Genomic DNA, 16,804 nt, shown 5'->3' with positions numbered 1-16,804 from the left:
CTACCGGCCAGGACCCACTTCCTGACGGCAACCCACGATCACATTTGAGCGAGGCCCCAGCCCACCCATACCGTCTAGGCTGGTGCAATGACCGACCACGACCGCAAAGCCACCCGCCGAGAAATCGCCGACGCCCTGTCGAAAGCCGTGGAGCGGCGGCACGAAATCGCCGACGCCATCGTGGAATCAGAGAACAGGGCGGCCGCGGTCGAGGCGATCGTCCGGTTGCTCGACACGTCCCACCTGGCCGCCGAGGCGGTGATGGGCATGTCGTTCGATCAGCTCACCATCGACTCGCGGCGCAAGATCCTCGCCGAACTCGAAGACCTGAACAAGCAGCTGAGCTTCACCCTGGGCGAGCGCCCGGCGAGCTCGGGGGAGACCCTGGAGCTGCGGCCCTTCTCCGCCGCGACCGACCGCGACATCTTCGCCGTGCGCACCGAGGAGATCGGCGCGGCCGGCGACGGCTCCGGTGGGCCGGCGGGCAACGTGGACGACGAGATCCGCGCGGCCTTAGGACGCGTTGACGACGAGGAGGCCGCGTGGTTCGTGGCCGTCGACTCGGGCCAGAAGGTCGGCATGGTGTTCGGCGAACTGGTCCGCGGCGAGGTCAACGTGCGGATCTGGATTCACCCCGATTACCGCAAGCGGGGCTACGGCACCGCCGCGCTGCGCAAGTCGCGGTCGGAGATGGCGTGGTGTTTTCCCGCGGTCCCGATGGTCGTGCGCGCGCCCGCGGCCAAACCCCCCGCCGAGCGCTAGGCGCGGGATCGCGGTTACGAGCCCAGCGTCGCTGTGACCGAAACGATGTTGGGGTGCTGCGCCGTCTCGTCGTCGTCGGGAAATTTCAGGCCGTAGTCGCCGAACAGGTCCCGGCGCGGCCGGGTGGTCACCTGCCACCCGCGGCCGGTGAGATAGTCGACGACGTTGCTGCGCTCGCCGTCGAAGAACAACCCCGAAAGGTCGATGTCGCAGCCGACTCTGGCCCACCTGTCGTTGAACTCCCGCGCGCGTTGCGACATCGCCGTCCCGTTGTCGGGGTGATATTCGGTGGCCAGCTTGCTCCCGGGCGCGCTGAGCGCCGTGATGTTGTCGAAGAGCCGGTCCTGCGCGTCGGGCGGCAGGTACATCAGCAGGCCCTCGGCGCTCCACGCCGTCGGTCGGGTCGCGTCAAAACCGCTGCCGCGCAACGCCGCCGGCCAGTCCTCGCGCAGGTCGACGCTGACGGTCCGCCGGTCCGCGGTGGGGGAGGCGCCCAGGCTGGCCAGGGTCGCGCTCTTGAACTCGACGACCTTGGGCTGATCGACCTCGTACACCACGCTGCCGGGCGGCCAGCCCAGCCGGTAGGCGCGAGCGTCGAGGCCGGCGGCCAGGATCACCGACTGGCGGATCCCGTCGCGGGCGGCATTGAGGAAGAAGTCATCGAAGAAGCGGGTGCGCACCGCCATCGAATCGGTCTCCAGCGCCAGGTCCTTCGCGCCGCCTCCGGACGCCTCGTCGGCCTCGGACTCGGTGACCTCACCGTCGACCAGGCGGCGGAAGAAATCCAGGCCGACCGCCCGCACCAACGGCGCGGCAAACGGGTCGTTGATGATCGGATTGGTCCCCCCGCTGGCCAGCGCGCGGGCCGCGGCGACCATCGTGGCCGTGGCGCCGACGCTCGAGGCCAAGTCCCAGCTGTCTTGGTCAGCGCGTGTCATACTGCTCCCGAGTTACTTAGCAAGTGCAACGAGCCAGACGCACTCTACGCCCATCGCCTGACGGGTTGCTGTGCTTTTTCCTGCGTCCCGCGGCCGTCGCAACCGATGCCCGGTCGGAGCCTTTCCAGCCGCCGCCGGAAAGGCCCTGACCGGACCTGACCGGACCAGCTGTTAGTCTCGTACACGGTTCGACGCGCGACGCCGTACGTCCTGGCCTGCGGGAGTTGGGCGCGTGATGCAGGAAACCCCCGGCTGCGCAGGAGGAAGAGTTGCTTTCCGCTTTCATCTCATCGCTGCGGACAGTCGACCTGAGACGGAAGATCCTCTTCACGCTTGGCATCGTCGTCTTGTACCGGGTCGGCGCCGCGCTGCCGTCCCCGGGCGTCAACTATCCGAACGTCCAGCAGTGCATCAAAGAGGCCAGCGGCGGCGCGGCCGGACAGATCTACTCGCTGATCAACCTGTTCTCCGGCGGCGCGCTGCTCAAACTCACCGTGTTCGCGGTGGGGGTGATGCCGTACATCACCGCCAGCATCATCGTGCAGTTGCTCACGGTGGTCATCCCGCGGTTCGAGGAGCTGCGCAAGGAAGGCCAGTCCGGCCAGGCCAAGATGACGCAGTACACCCGCTACCTGGCGATCGCGCTGGCCGTCCTGCAGGCCACCAGCATCGTGGCGCTGGCCGCCAACGGGGGGCTGCTGCAGGGCTGCTCGCTCGACATCATCGCCGACCAGAGCATCTTGACGCTGGTCGTCATCGTGTTGGTGATGACCGGCGGCGCGGCGCTGGTGATGTGGATGGGTGAGCTGATCACCGAGCGCGGCATCGGTAACGGCATGTCGCTGCTGATCTTCGTCGGCATCGCGGCCCGCATCCCGGCCGAGGGCAAAACCATCCTGGACAGCCGCGGCGGGATGATCTTCACCGCCGTGCTCGTCGCCGCGCTGATCATCATCGTCGGCGTGGTGTTCGTCGAGCAGGGCCAGCGCCGCATCCCGGTGCAGTACGCCAAGCGCATGGTCGGCCGGCGGATGTACGGCGGCACCTCGACGTATCTGCCGCTCAAGGTCAACCAGGCCGGTGTTATCCCGGTGATCTTCGCGTCCTCGCTCATCTATATCCCGCACCTGATCACCCAGCTGATCCGCAGCGGCAGCGGCGGTGTCGGCAACAGCTGGTGGGACAAGTTCGTCGGCAGCTACCTGTCCGACCCCAGCGACCCGGTCTACATCGGCATCTATTTCGGGCTGATCATCTTCTTCACGTACTTCTACGTGTCGATCACCTTCAACCCCGACGAGCGCGCCGACGAGATGAAGAAGTTCGGCGGGTTCATTCCCGGCATCCGGCCGGGCAAGCCGACCGCCGATTACCTGCGGTTCGTGCTGAGCCGGATCACCCTGCCGGGCTCGATCTACCTCGGCGCGATCTCGGTGCTACCCAACCTGTTCTTGCAGATCGGCAATGGCGGGGCGGTTCAGAATCTGCCGTTCGGCGGCACCGCGGTTTTGATCATGATTGGCGTGGGCTTGGATACGGTCAAGCAGATCGAGAGCCAGCTCATGCAGCGCAACTATGAAGGGTTCCTCAAGTGAGAGTGGTTTTGCTGGGGCCGCCGGGAGCGGGCAAGGGAACGCAGGCGCAGAAGCTCTCCGAGAAGCTGGGGATCCCGCAGATCTCCACCGGTGAGCTGTTCCGCAGCAACATCGAAAACGGCACCAAACTCGGCCTGGAGGCCAAGCGCTACCTGGACGCCGGTGACCTGGTGCCCTCGGAGCTGACCAACCAGCTCGTCGAGGACCGGTTGAGCGATCCGGACGCGGCCAACGGCTTCATCCTGGACGGGTTTCCGCGGTCGCTGCAGCAGGCCAAGGCGCTGCACGAGATGCTCGAACGCCGCGGCACCGACATCGACGCGGTGCTGGAGTTCCGGGTCTCCCAGGACGAGCTGCTGGCGCGACTCAAGTCGCGTGGCCGCGCCGACGACACCGACGACGTCATCCTGAACCGGATGAAGGTCTACCGGGACGAGACCGCGCCGCTGCTGGACTACTACCGCGACGAGCTCAAGACCGTCGACGCCATCGGCACCATGGACGAAGTGTTCGCCCGCGCGCTGCAGGCGCTGGGCAAGTAACAATGACCCCGCTGGCGCGGCTGCGGAGTCGCAAGGTGGTGCCGCAGCGCAGCGCGGGCGAACTCGACGCGATGGCCGCGGCGGGCGCGGTCGTGGCGGCCGCGCTGCAGGCCGTCCGCGCCGCCGCGGTTTCGGGAGTGTCGACGCTGAGCCTGGACGAGATCGCCGAATCGGTGATCCGGGACGCCGGAGCGGTGCCGTCGTTCCTGGGCTATCACGGCTATCCCGCGTCGATCTGCGCGTCGGTCAACGAGCGGGTGGTCCACGGAATCCCCTCGGCCGCAGAGGTTTTGGCGCCCGGAGACCTGGTATCGATCGACTGCGGCGCCGTGCTGGACGGCTGGCATGGCGACGCCGCGATCACCTTCGGGATCGGGATCCTGGATGCGGCCGACGACGCGCTGTCGCAGGCCACCAAGGAATCGCTGGAGGCCGGGATCGCGGCGATGGTGCCCGGCAACCGGTTGACCGACGTCTCGCACGCCATCGAGATGGGCACGCACGCGGCCGAGGCCCGCCACTCGCGGGCCTTCGGGATCGTCGAGGGCTACGGCGGCCACGGCATCGGCCGGCAGATGCACATGGACCCGTTCCTGCCCAACGAGGGTTCACCCGGGCGCGGCCCGCTGCTGGCCCCCGGGTCGGTGCTGGCCATCGAACCGATGCTGACGCTCGGAACCGGCAAGACCGCGGTGCTCGACGACCAGTGGACGGTCGTCACCACCGACGGCTCGCGCGCGGCCCACTGGGAGCACACCGTCGCGGTCACCGAGTCCGGGCCGCGCATCCTGACGCTGGGGGCCTGAACGAGCCGCGATCGCAAGCGCGTAGGGGTTGGGGGCCGTTGAACCTCGCCGCGATCGCAAGCGCGGCGAAGCCGGGCGCGGCGGGTCGCGGCCGTTGAACCCAGCGCCTGGTCGGCTCGTTTAGTCGGCAGGAGGTGATCGAGTGGCTCGTGTGGCTGGCATTCGGGGTGCGTCAGCGGCTGCCGAAGCCGCTCTGATGAAGGCGCTCTACGACGAACACGCCGCGGTTCTGTGGCGGTACGCGCTGCGCCTGACGGGGGACACGAGCCAGTCCGAGGATGTGGTCCAGGAGACGCTGCTGCGGGCGTGGCAGCATCCCGAGGTCGTCGGGGACACCGAACGCTCGGCGCGGGCGTGGTTGTTCACCGTCGCCCGCAACATGATCATCGACGATCGGCGCAGCGCGCGGTTCCGCAACGTCGTCGGTTCGACCGACGTCTCGGGGGCGCCCGAACAGTCCACGCCGGACGAGGTCAACGCGGCGCTGGACCGGTTGCTGATAGCGGACGCGATGGCCCAGCTGTCCGCCGATCACCGCGCCGTGATCGAACGGTCCTACTACCGCGGTTGGACCACCACACAGATCGCTGCAGACCTCGGCATCGCCGAGGGAACGGTGAAGTCGCGACTACACTATGCGGTGCGGGCGTTGCGACTCACTCTGCAGGAACTTGGAGTTACCCGATGAGGGGCTCCGAATGCTTGAGGGGTGAAGGACATGGATGAAATGAACACGCCGGTGGCCGATATCGGCCCTCCCGAAGACCGCTACGCGATGTGGGATGCCGCATACGTGCTGGGATCGCTGTCGGCCGCGCAACGCCGCGAATTCGAGACGCACATGGCGCACTGCCCGGCCTGCCGGGCGGCGGTCGCCGACCTCAGTGGTGTGCCGGCCCTGCTGTCGCAACTGGGCCGCGACGACGTGGCCGCGATCGACGAGTCCGGCCCGGCGCCGGAGATGTCCGAGGAGTTGCTGCCGTCGTTGCTGGCCGCGGTGCGGTGGCGCCGGCGCCGCACCCGGGTGGTGACCTGGGTGGCCTCCGCCGCCGCGGCCGCGGTGCTGGCGATCGGGGTGTTCGTCGGCCTGCAGGCGTGGTCGTCGACTCCGGCCCAGCAGGTGACCGTGTCGGCCGAGCCGATGGCGCAGGTCGGCACCTCGCTGCTGACCTCCAGCGTCCAGGTCAGCGGCCAGCACTGGGGGACGTCCATCACGCTGCGGTGCGTGTGCCTGGCCCCGCTGAACGCGCACCATGACACGCTGGCGATGGTCGTGGTGGGCCGCGACGGCAGCCAAACCCGGCTGGCGACATGGGTGGCCGTGCCCGGCCACACCGCGACGCCCGCGGGAGCGATCTCGACCCCGGTCGACCAGATCGCCGCCGTGCAAGTGGTCGCCGCCGACAGCGGCAAGGTGTTGTTGCAGCGTTCGCTGTAGAGATCGGAGCCAGCGTGTTCGGGCGTCCGCTTCGGGTGCTGGTGGTGGGCGCCGGCGTGGCCGGCATCTCCGTTGCCCGCGGCTTGATGAGGGACGGACATGACGTCACCGTTTTCGAGCGGCGGCCCGACGTGCGGGCGGCCGGCGGTGCGGTGACGATCTGGTCCAACGGCGAGACGGTACTGAACCAGCTGGGTGTCGACATGGACGGCGCCGGTCGGCTGCTGGCCATCGTGCGGGCCGTGACGTCACGGGGTCGCCCGCTCGCCACGCTCGACGTGACCGCGATGGTGCGGCGGCTGGGCGCGCCCGTGCGGATGGTTCCGCGCCGAGTATTGCTGGAACGCCTTCTCGACGGGTTTGACGCCGAGCGCATTCGGTGCGGCTCGCGGGTGATCGCGGTGAGCAGTACGGACGTCGGCGTCTGCGTGGAGTTCGGCGACGGCACGGTGGCGGATGCGGACGTGGTGATCGGTGCCGACGGTCTGCACTCGATGGTGCGCAATTACGTTGGCGCGCAAGACGCGAAGCCGACCGGCTGGTGCAGTTGGCAGGGCCTGGCCACTGCCCCGGAGATCGCGGATTCCGATGCCGCACTCATGATCATCGGTGCGCGCGGAAACCTCGGCCTGTGGCCCGCCGGCGGGTCGGAGGTGCAATGGTGGTTCGATCTGCCGTGGTCGCATGACTTCGTCAGGCCGCCACGCCCGATCGAAATGATCCGCAGCCATTTCGCCGGATGGTCCGACTCGGTCGACCGGGTGCTCACGACATTGAGCGACGACGACTTGGCCGGCTCGCCGTTCCCGCATTTCCGCCATCCGATTCCGGGCCCGGGCCACGGCCCGGTGACGTTGCTCGGCGACGCCGCGCACGCGATGCCGCCCACCCTGGCGCAGGGGACCAACCAGGCGCTGCTCGACACGATGGTTTTATGCAAGGCGCTCAGGGATTTTCGCAGCGGGACCAACGGCGGCGCCGATGTCTCGGCGGCGCTGCGGTGGTATGAGAGGACCCGTCGGCGCAAAGTCATGGCCGTGTCCTGGGTGGCGTCGCTGCCGGTGTCGCATGGTGAGTTCGTGCTGCGACCGGCCGCGCTGATCTCCGACCGGCTGCAGGCCCGCGCGCTGACGACGTTTCTGCGCCTCACGAGTCACCGCCGGATGTCCGCTGAAATCAGCCGAAACTTGGGGGTAGCGGCGACGGTCCCGTCAAGCCCGTGAACAGCCCGGCCGATTCCGTAAGAGTGCGAGGCGATTTCGACGCGCCTTCCCGCTGGCTCTGGCTGGTGAAGTGGTGCGTGCTGGCCGTGCCGCACTACCCGATACTGATACTGCTCTACCTGACATATCCGTTCACGACGGTGGCCGCCGGCGTGGTCATCTTGTGCACCGGGCGATATCCACGGCCCCTCTTCGATTTCAACGTCGGCGTGCTGCGCTGGTCGTGGCGGGTGATGAACTACCGCTTCCCGATGAACAGCACCGACAGGTACCCGCCTTTCACGCTGGCGTCGCGGCCCGACTATCCCGGTGATCTTGCGGTCGACTATCCCGAGCGGCTGAAAAACGGGACGGTGCTGGTGAAGTGGCTGCTCGCGATCCCTCAGATTCTGCTGTGCTGGTCGATGGAGGCCCCGCTGCAGGTGCTGTGTGTCGTCGCCGCGCTGACGCTGTTGTTCACCGGGACGATCCCGCAGGGCATGTTCGATCTGCTGATGGGCATCGTTCGCTGGCGATACCGGGTGGCGGTGTACGTGTCGTTGATGCGCGACGAATATCCGCCGTTCCGAATGGATTTGGGCGGACGATGACCCTCCGAAATGTGGTGTTCGCCTACGTGTACCGATTCGGCCAGCCGGTTTTCGACCGGCTCTTCTACCACCGGTACCGACGGGCGGCGCTGAGCAACGCGACCGGCCGGCTGTTGATGCTCGGACTGGGGCCGGGCACCGACTTGATGTTTCTGCCCGACACGGTGACGTCGGTCGCCGCCGTGGAACCCCAGGCGCCCTTCCGGCGGATGGCCGCCAGGCTCGCCGGGCGCCGCGGCATCGCGGTCGACGTCGTCGAGGGCACGGGTGAGTCGATTCCCTTCCCGGACAACTCTTTCGATTCCGTCCACGTCGGGCTCGTGTTGTGCTCGATCGACGATGTGGCCGCAACCCTCGGCGAGATCCGGCGGGTGCTGGTGCCCGGGGGCAGGCTCGTGGTCCTCGAGCACGTGCGCGGTGACGGCGCGACGGGCCGGCTCCAGGATCTGATCGCCAGGCCGTGGTCGTGGCTGGCCGGCGGTTGCGAGCCGAACCGGCGCACCCTCGAGGCCATCGCCGCGGCCGGATTCGACACCGCCGCGCTGCGCAGCATTCCGCGGACGCCGGTGCCCTTCCCGTGCAAACCCCATCTGCAGGGATACGCCACCGTCACTCGACGCTGACCGCCTCGATGATGGACAGGCGCGCCGCGCGCCGCGCCGGTGGCACCGAGCCGAGCAGGCTGATCGCCAGCGCCCCGAGCGTGAAGGCAAGCGCCAGCGGGCTCAGGTGAAAGCCGACTTCGAAATTCATGATGTCCCCGCTGATGCGGCTGAACAACCACTGGTCGGTCAGACCGAGCGCCAGCCCCAAAACGCCGCCGACGACGCCGATTCCGGCCGCCTCGGCCAGCACCATCCGCAACGCGAAGCGCCTGCTTGATCCCATGGCGCGCAGCACGCCGATCTCGCGGCGGCGTTCGGTCACCGAGAGCGTCAGCGTGTTGAGCAGCGCGACCGCGGCCACCGCCACGACGATGACCCACACCGCGTTGGCGATGAACATGCTCTGACGCAGCGGGGCCTGCAGCCCCGCCAGCGCGGTGGGACCGTCGTACACGTGGTTGGGGGGCGGCGCCGCCTCGCGGACGCTGGCCAGCAGTCGCTGCCGATCCACCCCTGGGGCGGCGGCGATTTGCAGCGTCGTCGCCGCCGGGCGGTCGAACCAGGCCCGCATGTGATCGAGGTCGATTCCGACGGTGCCGATCACGGTCGCGAAGAACGGCACCAGGGCCAGCACGGCCACCGACCGCGGGCCGTGCGGCGTTTGCAGCCGCAGTTGGTCGCCGGCCCGGACGTGCAGGATGGTGCCCAGGTTCTGCGTGAGCACCACGCCGCGGCCGGCGAGCGCCTCGGCGCGCACGCGTTCGTCGAGCGCACGGAAGAGCGCGTCGTGGCTGCCGGGGGAGAACCCGTCGAGCAGGACGCGGGTGCCCCCGACGACGGCGAACCCGAATGCGCCCTCGGTCACCCGTGCCACGCCGGGCGCAGCGGCGACCTTCGCGGAAAGCCCCTGCGGCAGAACGTCGGTGGGGTAGCTGTCGGGCGCGTCCGCGCTCACCCACACGTCGGTATCGGTGACCGGGGCAAAGATGTCCCGCGCGGATCGGATCATGTCGGCGTTCGTGCCCGTGATCACGATGGTGGTGAGCACCCCGATGAGCACCGTCATCACGGTCGCCCACACCCGGCGCGGCGCACGCTGGATCGTCGCCGCCGCCAGCGCCCCCGACGATCCGAACAGTCGCGCCGTCGCCGCCGCGGCTTGGACGAGGGGCGCGGTGAGCGCGAAGCCCAGGGCGATCTCGGCGCCCAACACCGCGGCCATCGCCACGACGGCGTAGCTGCCGCGCTGGCCGGTGACGACCAATGTCGAGGCCGCGAACACCGCCGCGGCGCCAAGCCCACTCGCGATGCGCAGCCATCGGGGAACACCGTCGGCCGCCGAGGCCCCGACCGGCGCCAGCGCCTCGATCGGCGAGACCTTGTACACCTGCCGTGCCGCCATCGCCGAGGCCGCCGCGCTGGTGAGCGCCGTCGCCGCGACCGCCAGCGGTATCGCATAGCCGGGCAGCCAATACTGCACGCGGGCCTCGAGACCTTGCGTCATCGCCGGGGGCAATCGGCCAATCGCGATGTGGCCCGCCACAATTCCCATGCCGGACCCGATGGCTCCGCCGATCAGGCCGAGAATCGCCGCCTCCGCCAGCATGTCGCCGACGATGGTGGCGCGCCGCCCGCCAATCGCGCGCAACATCGAGATGACCGGCCGGCGCGCGGTGATCGCCATCGTCATCGTGGTGTAGATCAAAAACGCGCCGACCACCAGTGCGACCGCGGCGCCCAGCAGGGCCATGTAGTTCATCAGCTTGACGCCGTCGCCGGCCCTGGCCGTCCGAAAGCTCGGGGCCGCGACGATCGCACGGCCGTGCACGGCCGCGGTGACCGCGGAGCGGACTGCGCCGAGGTCGGCGCCCGGCTTCGTGGTGATCAGTATCGAGTCGAGTTGGCCGGTGCGGCCGGTGGCGTTCTGCGCCAAGGCAAGTGGCGCAAGCACGTAGTGCCCGCCATTGAGGTCCGCGTATCGCTTGCCCGCGAGCACGTCGGTCACCGTGACCGATGCCGAACCCAGTTGAAACGCCTGGCCTTTCGCGTAGCCGACACGGGGTCCGACCTGGACGCCGGACGGCGTCGAGGACAGCGCCTGCACGGGCCGGGCGACCACGTCTTTGAGGGCACCACCCAGGGCGGCGGTGCTGGCGTCGGCGCCCAGCAGCAGCACCGGCCCCGACGGCGTGGAGGCCGACGTCCGGATCATCGGCGCGGCGGTGGCGACGCCGGGTACGGCGGCCACGTCGGCCAGTATCGAGTCGGGGAATCCGGCGTCGGTGATGCCGGACACCTCGAGCGCGGCGACGCCGGCGATCCCGTCGGCCAGCCGGCCGACCGATCCGGTGATCGACCCGAAGATGCCGAAGATCGCCACCAAATACATTGCCGAGACCGCCATTACGGCGATCGACGCGAGCGTGCGGCGCCGATGCACGGCCAGCTCACGCAGGCTGAACACGCGCAGCCTGCTCGCCGTAGCGGTGATCGTAAAGCCGCGCCGCGCCCCGGGTTTCACCCCGCGACCGCCATGACGTCCGAACCGACCCGACCGTCCTGCAGCGTGATCACCCGGTCGGTGGCCGCGGCCGCGTCGGCGTTGTGGGTCACCATCACGACCAGCCGGCCCCCACCGTCCTCGTGCGCCACCTCGGCCAGCAGCGCCAAAATGGACGCGCCCGTCGCCGAGTCCAGGTTTCCGGTCGGCTCGTCGGCGAGGATCAGCGGCGGATTCATCATCAAGGCGCGCGCCACCGCGACCCGCTGCATTTGGCCGCCGGACAGTTCCGCCGGCCGGTGCCGGGTTCGGTTGCCGAGCCCGACCCGGTCCAGCAGCCGGATGGCATCCGGCTTGGCCCGGCCCAGCCGGACTCCGTCGAGCAGCTTGGGGATCGCCACGTTCTCCCAGGCCGACAGCGTCGGCAACAGGTTGAAGAACTGAAAGATGAAACCCACCCGCTGATGGCGGAACCGCGACTGCTGTTCGTCGCCGAGGCGGCCGATCTCCTCACCGTCGAAGGCGATCGACCCGGCATCGGGGGAATCCAACGCGCCGAGCAGGTGCAGCAACGTGCTCTTGCCCGCCCCGGAGGGCCCGACGACCGACACGAACTGCTCGTCCGCCAGCCGCAGGCTGACGCCGTCGAGTGCCCGCACCGTTTGACCGCCGACCCGGTACCGGCGCATCACGTTGCGAAGTTCGATGGTCATTCAGACATCACGATGACCGCCGGTGAACGGTTCATGTACCGGGCGTAGACGACGATGAACCGACCGCGGGGCTACCTCGTTTCTTCAGGCATGCTTGGCAGGTGCCGGGTGGTCGACCACATCGTCGGGCACCTCGCGGCGATCGGAGTCGATCACATCTTCGGTGTGGACGGCGCCAACATCGAGGACGTGTACGACGCCGCGCACCTTTGCCCCGACATCGACGCGGTGCTGGCCAAGCACGAGTTCTCCGCGGCCACCATGGCCGACGGGTACAGCCGTAGCGGGGCCGGCGTGGGCGTGGTGGCGGCGACCTCGGGTGGGGGCGCGCTGAACCTCGTTGCGGGTCTGGGCGAGTCGCTGGCGAGCCGGGTTCCGGTGCTGGCGTTGGTCGGCCAGCCGGCCAGCACGATGGACGGCCGCGGCAGCTTCCAGGACACCAGCGGCGCGAACGGATCGTTGAACGCCGAGGCGTTGTTCTCGGCGGTGTCGGTGTTCTGCGAGCGGCTGCTCGCGCCGGGTGACATCGTCTCGCTGCTGCCCCGGGCCATCGCGGCGGCGCGTGCCGGGGGGCCGGCGGTTTTGTTGCTGCCCAAGGACATTCAGCAGGCGATTCTGGAATGCGGCCAGAACGGGAGGCCGGTCGATGGCCTGCGTCCCATCGGCAACCCGGACTCGATCGCCGAAATGCTGCGCGACGCCAGCGGCCCGGTGACCATCATCGTCGGCGAGCAGGTCGCCCGCGACGACGCCCGCGTCGAGCTCGAAGCCCTTCGGGCGGTGTTGCGGGCGCGGGTGGCCACCGTGCCCGACGCCAAAGACGTCGCCGGCACACCCGGTCTCGGATCGTCGTCCGCGCTCGGGGTGACCGGCGTCATGGGTCACCCGGGTGTGGCTGAAGCGGTGGCCGGCAGCGCCGTGTGCCTGGTCGTGGGCACGCGCCTGTCGGTCACCGCGCGCACCGGGCTGGACGACGCTCTGGCGGCGGTGCCGACGGTCTCGCTCGGGTCGGCGCCGCCGTATGTTCCATGCCCGCACGTGCACACCGACGACCTGCGCGGCTCGCTGCGCATGCTGATCCAGGCGCTGTCCGGTCCGGGACGGCCCGCCAAGGTGCGGGTGCCGGGCACGTTGCGGCGCACCGAATTGAAGCCCCCGCCCTTCTCCGGGCCGGGCGTGCGGTACCGCGACGCCATGGCGGTGCTGGACGATGTCGTGCCCGACGGGTCCGACATCGTGGTGGACGCCGGCAACACCGGCGCCGCGGCGATCCACTATCTCCCGGTGCGTTGCGGCGGCAGGTTCGCCGTCGCGCTCGGCATGGGCGGCATGGGCTACAGCTTCGGCGCCGGGATCGGAATGACGTTGGGGCGCGCCAACACTGGCCGGCCCGCCGGCCGCACCGTGGTGATCGCCGGCGACGGGGCGTTCTTTATGCACGGCATGGAGGTGCACACGGCCGTGCAGTACCGGCTACCGATGACGTTCGTGCTATTCAACAACAACGCGCACGCCATGTGCGTGACCCGCGAGCAGCTGTTCTACGGCGACCTGTACAGCTACAACCGGTTTCGTCCCAGCCGGCTGGGTGCCGGTCTGGCGACCATGTTCCCGGGCCTGGCGGCGGTGGACGCCAGCGACGTCGACGGGTTCGCCGCGGCCATGGGTGCGGCGCTCGACATCGACGGTCCGGCCGTGGTCAGCGTCGAGTGTGCCGCCGACGAGATCCCGCCGTTCGCACCATTTCTTACCGCCGCGCCCGCCAAAGACGCTGCCGTGGACCAGATTTCATTTTCTAAGGAGAACCGCACCGATGTCGCTGCCAGCGCTTGAAGATATCCCCGACCTCATCGATGGGGTCACCCGCATCGAAACCAGCCCCAGGGAGAAGGTCACGCCGATCATCATGGACATGATGCGGTCGGTGTACCCGCACGACCAGGTCTTTGGGCAGTACTGCACCGTCAACGATTACGTCGACTGCCCACCCGACGAGTTGTACGAGTACATGGCCGACACCCGCAGCCTGGAGGAGTGGACGTACAGCCTGCGCGGGTTCACCCCCACCGACGAACCCGGATTATGGCTGGCGCACGACAGGCTCGGCTCGGAAACCGAGATCTACACGCGCACCGTCGTCAACGCGCAGGCGCGGACCGTGGACTATCACTGCGCCTGGGATCAGGGCAAGCATCTGTGGATGATCTACCTGATGCGTGTCGTCGACGCCCAGGCCGTCCTCGACAAGCCGGGATCGGTTGTGCTGTGGACGAATTGCCATCACCCGTTCTACGACCACAACCCGTACCCGGAGACCGCTCCGGCTGCCCGGCCCGTATGGGTCGGCGACTTCTGGGACATGTTCGCCGCCGGCCATCTGCTGGAGTTGCGCAATCTCAAGGCGATCGCCGAGTACCGCCACCGCAACGGCCTGCCGGTGACGCCGCTATGGATGAGATGAGCAGGCCATGGGTAAGCCGAGCGTCAGCCTGATCGACGTTTCCACGTATCTGCCGGGCGACCCGATCCCCGCCGAGTACTACGCGCGATTCGCCGAATCCGACGGCCTGCGCGACAACGTGATGTTCCGCGCCCCGAAGTTTCGCCATCACGTCGGCGCGGACGAGAGCTCCGTCGACATGATCGAACGTGCCGCCCACGGCCTGATCGAACGGCACGGCCGTGACGTCGTCGAGGGGGCCGACGTGCTGATCACCCACACTCAGGTGCCCGACATGGCGTTCTACGGCCAAGGTGGCAGCATCGCGCATCGGCTGGGCATGCGGCCGTCCTGGGTGCTCGACCTGAACAACGGCGGCTGCGCCGCATTCGTGTTGGCGCTCAACGTGGCCCGTACCTTGTTGTCGGCGGGCGCGGGGCGCACGGCCCTCATCGCCATCGCACAGAACGCGGCCGGGCAATTCTTCGATCAACCGACCATCCGCCGCAAGGCGCAGTCGGCGGTGCCCGGCGACGGGGCCGCGGTGGGACTGGTCGCCCTGAGCGAACAGTCGCCCATCCTGGACGTCGAATGCCGCACCTACGGTGAGTATGCCGGCGAAATGACGCTGTCCTACGACCCGCCGCGCAAGTGGTGGCAGGCCGGCCCCGGCGAGGGCAGCATCGGTTTCACCGAGAGCAAGGTCACCAAGGTGCTGGCCCGCGGCAACCGGCAGGTTCCGGAAGTGGCGCTGGCGGTCTGCGACCGAATCGGGTTGGCCGCCAAGGACATCGACCTGCTGGTCACCAACCAGCCGAACAGGGTGTTTCTGCGCAATTGGCGTGACGCGCTCGAGTTGCCCCCGCAACGCCATCGGGACACCTTCGACGAGTGCGGCAACCTGTTCGGTGCCGGGATCCCGATCAATCTGGACCGCGCGATCGCCGACGGCCAGCTGGGCGCCGGGCACGTGGTCATGATGGCGGCCTTCGCGCATGCCGGCGACTTCGCCGGCGCCGCCGCGGTGCGCTGGGGCGGGCGAGGCTGATGCACGCCGCCCCGGCCGCGGTCGTTGGCCCGATCTGCGATGGTCTGCCCGACGCGGTGGATCCGTTCGCCCTGTCGCTCAACGAGAATCCGTTTCCACCGCTACCGGCGGTACGTTCGGCGTTGATCCGGTCCGTTTCCGCGGCGAACCGGTATCCGGACTTCCTGCCGGAGCGGTTGCGCGGCTTGATCGCCGGCCATATCGGCGTGCCCGCCGACCGGGTGGTGCTGGGCGCCGGGGCGACGGGCGTCGTGTTGCAAGCGCTGCAGGCACTGACCGCGCCGGGCGACACGATCGTGATGGCGTCGCCGACGTTCGACGGTTATCCGATCGTCGCGCAACTGGCACGGCTGAACTCGTCGCTCGTTGCGCTGGACGCACACGGCCACAACGACCTCGACGCGCTGGCCGACGCGGCCGCCACCGCCCGCGCGGTGGTGGTGTGCCGGCCGCATAATCCGACCGGCACGCTGGAGCCCGCGGCCGCCGTTTTCCGGTTCCTCCGCCGGGTGCCGCGCGACACCGTCGTGCTGCTCGACGAGGCGTATATCGAGTTCACCGCTGCCGAGCACCGATTCGACGTCGCGGCATTGGTCACGCGTTTCCCCAACGTGGTGGTGGTGCGAACCTTTTCCAAGGCCTACGGCCTGGCGGGGCTGCGGATCGGTTATGCGGTGGCGTCCCGCGAGCTGGCGCCGACGCTGTGGACCCAGCAGGTGCCGTTCGGCATCGCCATCACCGGCTTGCTCGCGGTCGCGGCGTCGTACGACGCGGAAGGCGAACTGCTGCGGCGGATCCGAATGATCACCGCCGAACGCCGCTACCTCCGGATGCGCCTGAGCGCACTGGGGATATACACGCCCGACGCGCACGCGAATTTCATGTATCTGCCTTCCGAACCGGGTGGGCGGTATCCGCCGTGGCGCGACGTTTTCGGCGACGATGCTCCACGCGTGCGGTATTACCCGGACGGCGCCGCTCGGATCACCGTGGGCGGCCGGGCATCGACGACGGCGGTGCTGTCGGCGCTGGGAATGGCCACGCTCGGGCTCCAAGTGCGGTAAGAAGGGGCGTGGCCGACTCACGACCCGACAAACGTGATCCGATCGCCGCGGCGCGGGCCAACTGGGAGCGCGCCGGGTGGGGTGACGTGGCGCCGGGCATGGTCGCGGTGACGTCGGTGATGCGCGCGCACCAGATCCTGCTGGCCCGCGTGGAGACGGCGCTGCGGCCCTACGACCTGAGCTTCTCCCGGTACGAATTGCTGCGGCTGCTCGCGTTCAGCCGTTCCGGGGCGCTCCCCATCACCAAGGCCTCCGACCGCCTGCAGGTCCATGTCACCAGCGTGACCCACGCCATCCGCCGGCTGGAGGCCGACGGGCTGGTGCAGCGGGTTCCGCATCCCACCGACGGGCGCACCACGCTGGTGCAGATCACCGACCTGGGCCGCTCCACGGTCGAGGACGCCACCGTCACGCTCAACAAGCAGGTGTTCGCCGATCTCGGGATGTCCGACGCCGAATCGCAGGACCTCGCGTCGTCGATCGAGACGCTGCGCCGCAACGCCGGCGACTTCTGAGCTCGTCTTCCAGCGCGCCGAACGT

Annotated in this window: 17 protein-coding genes; 14 read left to right on the top strand and 3 right to left on the bottom strand. The window is 69.0% G+C overall.

The window, feature by feature from the left end; translation table 11 throughout:
• Nucleotides 1–87 precede the first annotated feature (87 nt).
• Nucleotides 88–762, top strand: coding sequence for a GNAT family N-acetyltransferase (locus JF781_RS14975; RefSeq protein WP_225328675.1), 675 nt, complete (start codon nt 88–90; stop codon nt 760–762).
• Nucleotides 763–776: 14 nt separating this feature from the next.
• Here JF781_RS14975 and JF781_RS14970 read toward each other — a convergent pair whose 3' ends face one another.
• Nucleotides 777–1,700 carry a class I SAM-dependent methyltransferase gene (locus JF781_RS14970; RefSeq protein WP_225328676.1) on the bottom strand — a complete coding sequence of 308 codons (924 nt, stop codon included), beginning with the start codon at nt 1,698–1,700 and terminating at the stop codon, nt 777–779.
• Between the two features lie 269 nt (nt 1,701–1,969).
• Between JF781_RS14970 and secY the strand changes: the two genes are divergently transcribed.
• The 8 genes from secY (at nt 1,970) to JF781_RS14930 (ending at nt 8,517) form a co-directional block, all read left to right on the top strand.
• Nucleotides 1,970–3,295, top strand: coding sequence for a preprotein translocase subunit SecY (gene secY / locus JF781_RS14965; RefSeq protein WP_163712281.1), 1,326 nt, complete (start codon nt 1,970–1,972; stop codon nt 3,293–3,295).
• Nucleotides 3,292–3,837 (top strand): adenylate kinase, encoded by a 546-nt coding sequence (locus JF781_RS14960; protein ID WP_225328677.1) that lies wholly within the window; start codon nt 3,292–3,294, stop codon nt 3,835–3,837. The genes secY and JF781_RS14960 overlap by 4 nt, the downstream gene beginning before the upstream one ends.
• A gap of 2 nt (nt 3,838–3,839) precedes the next feature.
• Nucleotides 3,840–4,643 carry a type I methionyl aminopeptidase gene (gene map / locus JF781_RS14955; RefSeq protein WP_225328678.1) on the top strand — a complete coding sequence of 268 codons (804 nt, stop codon included), beginning with the start codon at nt 3,840–3,842 and terminating at the stop codon, nt 4,641–4,643.
• 142 nt (nt 4,644–4,785) lie between these two features.
• Entirely contained in the window at nt 4,786–5,331 is a 546-nt protein-coding gene (locus tag JF781_RS14950; protein ID WP_225328679.1) for a sigma-70 family RNA polymerase sigma factor, read from the top strand.
• 30 nt (nt 5,332–5,361) lie between these two features.
• Complete coding sequence (locus JF781_RS14945) at nt 5,362–6,081, top strand: anti-sigma factor (RefSeq protein WP_374109707.1); 720 nt, start codon at nt 5,362–5,364, stop codon at nt 6,079–6,081.
• Nucleotides 6,082–6,095: 14 nt separating this feature from the next.
• On the top strand, nt 6,096–7,304 hold the full coding sequence (locus JF781_RS14940; protein WP_225328680.1) for an NAD(P)/FAD-dependent oxidoreductase: 1,209 nt from the start codon (nt 6,096–6,098) through the stop codon (nt 7,302–7,304).
• Nucleotides 7,305–7,327: 23 nt separating this feature from the next.
• On the top strand, nt 7,328–7,894 hold the full coding sequence (locus JF781_RS14935) for a DUF4389 domain-containing protein (protein ID WP_225328681.1): 567 nt from the start codon (nt 7,328–7,330) through the stop codon (nt 7,892–7,894).
• Entirely contained in the window at nt 7,891–8,517 is a 627-nt protein-coding gene (locus JF781_RS14930; protein WP_225328682.1) for a class I SAM-dependent methyltransferase, read from the top strand. Before JF781_RS14935 ends, JF781_RS14930 begins: the two co-directional genes overlap by 4 nt.
• Here the strand turns inward: JF781_RS14930 and JF781_RS14925 are convergent.
• Nucleotides 8,504–11,020, bottom strand: a complete 2,517-nt coding sequence (locus tag JF781_RS14925; protein WP_225328683.1) for an FtsX-like permease family protein — start codon at nt 11,018–11,020, stop codon at nt 8,504–8,506. The genes JF781_RS14930 and JF781_RS14925 overlap by 14 nt on opposite strands.
• A complete protein-coding gene (locus tag JF781_RS14920; RefSeq protein WP_225341278.1) occupies nt 11,017–11,712 on the bottom strand; it encodes an ABC transporter ATP-binding protein in 696 nt (231 codons plus the stop codon). The genes JF781_RS14925 and JF781_RS14920 overlap by 4 nt, the downstream gene beginning before the upstream one ends.
• A 90-nt stretch (nt 11,713–11,802) precedes the next feature.
• Here JF781_RS14920 and JF781_RS14915 point away from each other — a divergent pair, with 90 nt between their 5' ends.
• Genes JF781_RS14915 through JF781_RS14895 form a run of 5 tightly spaced genes read left to right on the top strand, consistent with a single transcriptional unit; the run spans nt 11,803 to nt 16,779 of the window.
• Nucleotides 11,803–13,545: a thiamine pyrophosphate-binding protein gene (locus tag JF781_RS14915; protein ID WP_225328685.1), complete on the top strand. Its 1,743-nt coding sequence runs from the start codon at nt 11,803–11,805 to the stop codon at nt 13,543–13,545.
• On the top strand, nt 13,526–14,173 hold the full coding sequence (locus JF781_RS14910; protein ID WP_225328686.1) for an SRPBCC family protein: 648 nt from the start codon (nt 13,526–13,528) through the stop codon (nt 14,171–14,173). Before JF781_RS14915 ends, JF781_RS14910 begins: the two co-directional genes overlap by 20 nt.
• Nucleotides 14,174–14,180: 7 nt before the next feature.
• A complete protein-coding gene (locus JF781_RS14905; RefSeq protein WP_225328687.1) occupies nt 14,181–15,200 on the top strand; it encodes a 3-oxoacyl-ACP synthase III family protein in 1,020 nt (339 codons plus the stop codon).
• Nucleotides 15,200–16,264: a histidinol-phosphate transaminase gene (locus JF781_RS14900; RefSeq protein ID WP_225328688.1), complete on the top strand. Its 1,065-nt coding sequence runs from the start codon at nt 15,200–15,202 to the stop codon at nt 16,262–16,264. Before JF781_RS14905 ends, JF781_RS14900 begins: the two co-directional genes overlap by 1 nt.
• Nucleotides 16,265–16,272: 8 nt before the next feature.
• Nucleotides 16,273–16,779, top strand: a complete 507-nt coding sequence (locus JF781_RS14895) for a MarR family transcriptional regulator (protein WP_064942621.1) — start codon at nt 16,273–16,275, stop codon at nt 16,777–16,779.
• The last annotated feature ends 25 nt before the right edge of the window (nt 16,780–16,804 follow it).

The sequence above is a fragment of the Mycobacterium sp. WUMAC-067 genome (assembly GCF_020217485.1).
Classification (GTDB): Bacteria; Actinomycetota; Actinomycetes; order Mycobacteriales; family Mycobacteriaceae; genus Mycobacterium.
The sequence above is the reverse complement of the archived record's forward strand: the minus strand, read 5'-3'. Positions and strand labels throughout refer to the sequence as shown.

What these genes read in the sequence shown, in the direction of transcription:
- JF781_RS14975 (WP_225328675.1), top strand. Translation starts at nt 88, where the DNA reads ATGACCGACCACGACCGCAAAGCCACCCGCCGAGAAATCGCCGACGCC.
- JF781_RS14970 (WP_225328676.1), bottom strand. Translation starts at nt 1,700, where the DNA reads ATGACACGCGCTGACCAAGACAGCTGGGACTTGGCCTCGAGCGTCGGC.
- map (WP_225328678.1), top strand. Translation starts at nt 3,840, where the DNA reads ATGACCCCGCTGGCGCGGCTGCGGAGTCGCAAGGTGGTGCCGCAGCGC.
- JF781_RS14945 (WP_374109707.1), top strand. Translation starts at nt 5,362, where the DNA reads ATGGATGAAATGAACACGCCGGTGGCCGATATCGGCCCTCCCGAAGAC.
- JF781_RS14930 (WP_225328682.1), top strand. Translation starts at nt 7,891, where the DNA reads ATGACCCTCCGAAATGTGGTGTTCGCCTACGTGTACCGATTCGGCCAG.
- JF781_RS14920 (WP_225341278.1), bottom strand. Translation starts at nt 11,712, where the DNA reads ATGACCATCGAACTTCGCAACGTGATGCGCCGGTACCGGGTCGGCGGT.
- JF781_RS14915 (WP_225328685.1), top strand. Translation starts at nt 11,803, where the DNA reads ATGCTTGGCAGGTGCCGGGTGGTCGACCACATCGTCGGGCACCTCGCG.
- JF781_RS14910 (WP_225328686.1), top strand. Translation starts at nt 13,526, where the DNA reads ATGTCGCTGCCAGCGCTTGAAGATATCCCCGACCTCATCGATGGGGTC.
- JF781_RS14905 (WP_225328687.1), top strand. Translation starts at nt 14,181, where the DNA reads ATGGGTAAGCCGAGCGTCAGCCTGATCGACGTTTCCACGTATCTGCCG.
- JF781_RS14900 (WP_225328688.1), top strand. Translation starts at nt 15,200, where the DNA reads ATGCACGCCGCCCCGGCCGCGGTCGTTGGCCCGATCTGCGATGGTCTG.